We start from the raw sequence: 6,000 nt of genomic DNA on the forward strand, positions 1-6,000 counted from the left end.
TATCGATTTTGTGTTGTGCTGACTATATTTACGCTAATTATCGAATATTTCCATAGGTTAAAAAATTATGTTATCAAAGATTGTAGGCAGTGTGGTTGGCACCAAAAATGACCGCGAACTAAAACGTATGCGTAAGGTGGTCACCAAGATTAATGCCCAAGAGGCTAGCGTGCAAGCTCTGTCTGATGAACAATTACAACAAAAAACAGAAGAGTTTAAAGCGCGCTTTCAAAAAGGTGAGAGCCTAGATGCGCTATTGCCTGAAGCTTTTGCCGTCTGCCGTGAAGCGTCTCTACGCATCACAGGCATGCGTCACTATGATGTGCAGCTGATCGGTGGTATCACCTTGCACGAAGGCAAAATTGCTGAGATGAAGACCGGTGAGGGTAAGACCTTGATGGCGACCTTGGCGATTTATCTAAATGCCATTAGTAGTAAAGGTGTCCACGTGGTCACGGTCAACGATTACTTGGCCGCTCGTGATGCAGACTTGAACCGTCCTCTATTTAACTTTTTGGGATTGACGGTTGGGGTGATTTACTCACAGCAGCCAGCACAAGAAAAAGTCGATGCTTATCAAGCGGACATCACTTACGGTACCAACAACGAATATGGTTTTGATTATTTGCGTGACAATATGGTCTTTAGTCTCAGTGAGAAAAAGCAGCGCCCGCTGAACTTTTGTATCATTGATGAGATTGACTCTATCTTAATCGATGAGGCGCGTACGCCATTGATTATCTCAGGTCAAGCCGAAGATTCATCACGGATGTATGCACTGATTAATACGATTATTCCGGTGCTTGTGCGCTCAAAAGATGAAGAAGCCAATAAGAATAATGAAGATGAAGACTTTTGGATTGATGAAAAAAACCGTCAAATCGAAATCAGCGAAAAAGGCTATGAAAAGATTGAGAGCTTCTTAATCGAAGTAGGCGAACTTGGTGAAAACGAGAGTCTGTACAGTCCAAGCCGTTTGCCATTGTTAGCTCACGTACAAGCGGCTATTCGCGCCCATCACATATTTGTCAAAAACGTGCACTATATCGTCGATGAAGGCGAAGTGGTCATCGTTGACGAAAATACGGGCCGTACGATGCCAGGTCGTCGCTGGTCAGAAGGTCTGCATCAGGCGGTCGAAGCCAAAGAAAACGTCGAGATTCAAGCCGAAAACCAGACGCTTGCAACCACAACTTTCCAGAACTTTTTCCGTTTATACGACAAGTTATCAGGTATGACCGGCACGGCCGATACCGAAGCGGCAGAATTTAAGTCGACGTATGATTTGGAAGTGATTGTCATCCCAACCCATAAGCCCATAGCACGGGTCGATATGGATGATCAGATATTTTTGACCAAACTGGGTAAATACAAAGGCATTATTCGCGAGATTAAAGAGATACAGGATAAAGGCGCGCCAGTGCTAGTCGGTACAGCGACGATTGAAGCCAGTGAAGAGTTATCTTATTTGCTCGATCAAGAAGGCGTTAAGCATAATGTCCTAAACGCAAAGCAGCATGAGCGCGAGGCTGATATCATCGCGCAGGCGGGTAGCCCAAAATCCGTTACTATTGCAACCAACATGGCAGGCCGCGGTACCGATATCATCTTGGGTGGTAACTGGCAATCATTTATCGAAGACATAGACTCAGTTAGTCCAGAAGAAATGCAACGCCTAAAAGCCCAATGGCAAGTCAAGCATGACCAAGTGGTCGCAGCTGGTGGTTTGCACATTATCGGCTCCGAGCGTCATGAATCTCGCCGTATTGATAACCAGCTACGTGGCCGCGCAGGTCGTCAGGGTGACCCTGGTATGTCGCGCTTTTTCTTATCGCTTGAAGACGATCTCATGCGTATCTTTGCTGGTGATCGCGTGGTCAACATGATGCGTGCTATGGGTCTCAAAGAAGACGAAGCTATCGAACATAAGATGGTGTCAAAGTCGATTGAAAATGCACAAGGTAAGGTTGAAAGCCGCGACTTTGATGCTCGTAAAAACTTGCTAAAATATGATGACGTGGCCAATGAGCAGCGTAAAGTTATTTATGCTCAGCGTGATGATTTGCTTGCTGATATGGATTTCATGGACGCCATCGAAGTGATGCATCATGAAGTCTATAATGCCATGATTAATCAATTTATCCCGCCAGGTTCTGTCGATGATCAGTGGAATATCGACGGATTAGAGGATGAGCTTGAAGAAGAGTTCAAAATCTATATGCCACTCAATGATTGGCTCGATGAAGACCGCCGTCTTGATGAAGAAGGTCTGCGAGCAAAAATCATCGAAACGGCCCTAGCGCATTATCATGGTCGCCGTGAGCAAATGGGCGAGCAAAGCGCTGCCCAGCTTGAGCGACACTTTATGCTCCAAAGCCTCGACAAGCATTGGAAAGAGCATTTGACGCAGATGGATCAGCTACGTAAAGGCATTCACTTACGCGGCTACGCTCAAAAGAACCCTGAGCAAGAATATAAGCGTGAGTCGTTTGAGCTGTTTCAAATGATGTTAGGCGCTATTAAATCAGAAACGGTCCAAGATCTATCGCGTGTCCATATCCCAACCAAAGAAGAGCTTGCGGCATTAGAAGCGCAGCAACGTGCAGATGCCGAGCGCATGAAAATGCAGTTCGAGCATAACGATGTCGATAACTTATCAGGTGAACCGCAGCCAACGCCGCGTCCTCAAAACCAAGGTGAACGGGCAAATGGTCAGATGCGCGTAAACCTTGCTGGAGGCATAGCAGCAGGCGCAAGTGCGGGAGCCAATAATCCTGATAATGCAAATGACGCTGAGCCAAACCCATATGCCGGTATGAATATCAGCCGTAACGCGCCTTGTCCTTGTGGTTCTAGTCTAAAATATAAGCAATGTCACGGTAAAATTTAACCCTGTTAGTTGCCGCATAATGGATTGGCCTATCAGATTAGATACCCATCACTGTTAGCAGTGGTGGGTATTTTTGTGCAACATCGTTAGCTATTTCATCTAGATTGTATATAGATCATCATAGTTATCAAGCTAAAGCTTTCATAGTTTGTCATTACTGTTTACAAATTCAACATAGGCGAATATAGGTGGACACGCTATAGTATTTACCATATCAATCTAGGAGACAACGATGAATCTAGGACAACTAAAACAACTACGTACGACCGTATTTATGACAGGTTTGCTCGCTGGTGCTATCAGTATTAGTGCTTGTCAGCAGCAGCAAGAGCCAGAGCCGAGCCTAGAAGATAGTATCAATGCTGAAGAGTCAGTGCCAATGTCAGCTGAGCCAGCAGATCCTAACGATACCATCGTTGCCACTGATGATGCTTCGCTAAATGAAGTGGAAGATGATACTGTTGCCAATGTGAATACTGATTTGAATCAGATAACTTACTTATGTACGCCTGCTCTAGAAGTTGAGGCAACTTATAAAGATGACGCCAATCAAGTGGTCATTGGTACAGACATGGGTACAGTTACATTGGCACAAACCAATGAAGGCACCAACCCTGAAGTCTTTGAAGTCGATACAGCGATGGATGGCGGTCAAGGCTTTACTCAGTGGCGCGTCGCTCACGGAGAACGTGAAACAGGCGTCATGCGTACGGCAGGTGAAGACGAAGCTGATATAAGTACTTACGAATGTAATAAGACCTAAGCATTAATTATTGCATATTTTAATTCTGCATAAAAAAAGCAACGCTCACGTTGCTTTTTTTGTGTCACGATTTTTATCTTCAATTTCTGTCTTTAATTTTTCACTTTAATAGAAAAATCTAATACGGGTAGGATTACTCTTTGCGAATACGTGATGTTTCGTGCTCCAAAAACCCTTCTTCTGTCACTTCTAGTTCTTCATGCTGTAGCTCAACTTGGATACTATCTGTATGTGTGTGCGTGGTCTTGTTGACTTCGATTTCTTGAATAGCATAAGTCTCTTTTGTCACAGTCGCTACTTGACGTGATAAAACGATCTCGACAGGCGCGTCACCGACTTCTATCTGCTTACCATTGATAGTGACTACTGCCTTGCTGTCTAATGATGGCTCAACATGGCGCAAGATGTCTTTTTCGTCATAGCTGCCTGATAGCAAGTCTTGGCTTTCGGCATCGTTGTATTCAGTACGAATTGTGACATACTCTTCTACCAGCTCAATAGGTACTTCAATAGACTTGGTGTGAGTATGCTTGGTTACCGTCACTTTACCAACGTCTAAGCGTTCCTTATTGACGACTGGACGCTCTTCTAACAGCTCTAGACGATTAGTAATAGCACTATCACTCACAGTATCAGGAGCTGCTAGCTTATTCTCACCTGCATGATCTTCTAGCTTTGCCGTAGTCGCTGAGGACGTTACGCTATCTGGACGTTGGCTCAAGTTTTCATTCGCATCGTGTGTATCATGGGTCTTTTTTTCATGGTTAGTATTCATCATTACGTTCCTTATTATTAGCAAGTATTTTACTAGTATGATTAAATTGCGATAGATAAAGTCTACAATTCATAAAGAAGACATAAAAAAAGGCCAGAGACAAACTCTGACCTTAATTCACCGAGCTTTATTGCTCAGTTATATATTCACGCTACCTAATCGTAATTATCATATTAGGATAAACGATAGATCAGAATATTACATACCACGTGCGCTACGTACATCTTCAGCAGTAATACCATCGCGGTCTACGATATTACCTTCACGGTCAACAACATTACCATCACGATCAATATCTAACTCTTCACGCTGAATAGTCTCTGCGATAGTTTCAGTGTGGCGTTCAGTGGTTTTACCGACGTTTACTTCTTCTGACACGTAAGTCTCTTTATTAACACGAGCACGTTCAGCTTCTAGTTCAACTTCGATAGACTCGTTACCTGTGACATCACCGATACGACGATCTGTCGGACGATCTACATTGGTACGTTGGATATTTGCATGTTCTTCTTCAAGATCTACTTCAACGTTACGCTCTTCAGTCACAACATGCTTACCAACTTTTACTAGGCCTGCCACGATGCGATCTTTGTTTACTGTCAAACGCTCTTCTAGTAGCTCTAGTGTATTTGGCGCATTATAATCAGCGTCAGCTATATCACGGCGCTCAGTCTCTGGTACAGAATCAGCGACAAATGCTTGACGGTCTTTTTCATACTGCTCTTTATAGCTGTACTGATAGTCATGGTCATACTCTTCCATGGCTTCGACTTGTGACTTGGTCAAACTATCAAAGAACACGTCATCACCGACAATACGAGCTAGACCTGCTGGTACTAAGACTTCTTTTGAGCTAAACCAGCCGCCTGCATCGACTATTAGATAGCGAATACGACCAGTAGTATCTTCTACTAGTGCGCCATCGATTTTACCGATTTTTTCTTCGTTGACACCATAGGCAGTCTTGCCTGTTGGATCATAATAGTCATCACCAATAAGATCACGGTGAGTTGCTTGAATATCTTGTAAGCGAATTAGTTGGCTCATTATTGTCTTCCTTTTATATGAGTAAATGATTAATTGTAAATAAATAGTAGCGTCAAAAAATAACGCCAATGATAAATATGTCGTTGAATAAGTCAGAATACACTGACCTTTCCTCTACTTCATTAGTTGCAGTCATAGATTTGCAGTTATAAGCAATGACTGCATCAACTTGTAATTATCGTAACATCGCGATTTTACTTGAGATATATGAGCAAGGTAGCAAAATGTGCAACTGACGTAATTGCGTGTAATAGGCTGTAAGTGTCATAACATCGATTGGGTATAAGTTAACGCATTTTTACACTGATAAATATTAGCCATATTTTTGTATGTCTTACATACAAAAAAACCGTACTATTAATTAATAGTACGGTTATGGAATTATTAATATCATGATTATCAGTATTAAACAGTCATCTGACTAAATGCATTGTGACGACACATCTAATATAGTCACTGCACTACAAAAGAGTTATGTTTTGGATGAATATCATAAAACAATTTAGATAAGTCATTTTCCATCCA

4 protein-coding genes are annotated in these 6,000 nt (G+C 42.7%); 2 read left to right on the forward strand and 2 right to left on the reverse strand.

The annotated features are described in order from the left end of the window. Positions 1-67: 67 nt before the first annotated feature. Positions 68-2,890 (forward strand): preprotein translocase subunit SecA, encoded by a 2,823-nt coding sequence (secA, locus tag BTV98_RS08690; RefSeq protein ID WP_075103395.1) that lies wholly within the window; start codon positions 68-70, stop codon positions 2,888-2,890. Between the two features lie 232 nt (positions 2,891-3,122). Further along, positions 3,123-3,653 carry a hypothetical protein gene (locus tag BTV98_RS08695; protein ID WP_058368027.1) on the forward strand — a complete coding sequence of 177 codons (531 nt, stop codon included), beginning with the start codon at positions 3,123-3,125 and terminating at the stop codon, positions 3,651-3,653. Positions 3,654-3,786: 133 nt separating this feature from the next. Here BTV98_RS08695 and BTV98_RS08700 read toward each other — a convergent pair whose 3' ends face one another. Then, the gene (locus BTV98_RS08700; protein ID WP_143505714.1) at positions 3,787-4,431 is read right to left on the reverse strand and encodes a YsnF/AvaK domain-containing protein; all 645 of its coding nucleotides are present in this window, start codon (positions 4,429-4,431) and stop codon (positions 3,787-3,789) included. 195 nt (positions 4,432-4,626) lie between these two features. Continuing rightward, positions 4,627-5,475: a DUF2382 domain-containing protein gene (locus BTV98_RS08705; protein ID WP_058368029.1), complete on the reverse strand. Its 849-nt coding sequence runs from the start codon at positions 5,473-5,475 to the stop codon at positions 4,627-4,629. Positions 5,476-6,000: the final 525 nt, after the last annotated feature.

The organism is Psychrobacter sp. Cmf 22.2 (assembly GCF_001921745.1).
Classification (GTDB): domain Bacteria; phylum Pseudomonadota; class Gammaproteobacteria; order Pseudomonadales; family Moraxellaceae; genus Psychrobacter.

Coding starts and splice junctions, on each gene's coding strand:
- secA (WP_075103395.1), top strand. CDS start 68: ATGTTATCAAAGATTGTAGGCAGTGTGGTTGGCACCAAAAATGACCGC.
- BTV98_RS08695 (WP_058368027.1), top strand. CDS start 3,123: ATGAATCTAGGACAACTAAAACAACTACGTACGACCGTATTTATGACA.
- BTV98_RS08700 (WP_143505714.1), bottom strand. CDS start 4,431: ATGATGAATACTAACCATGAAAAAAAGACCCATGATACACACGATGCG.
- BTV98_RS08705 (WP_058368029.1), bottom strand. CDS start 5,475: ATGAGCCAACTAATTCGCTTACAAGATATTCAAGCAACTCACCGTGAT.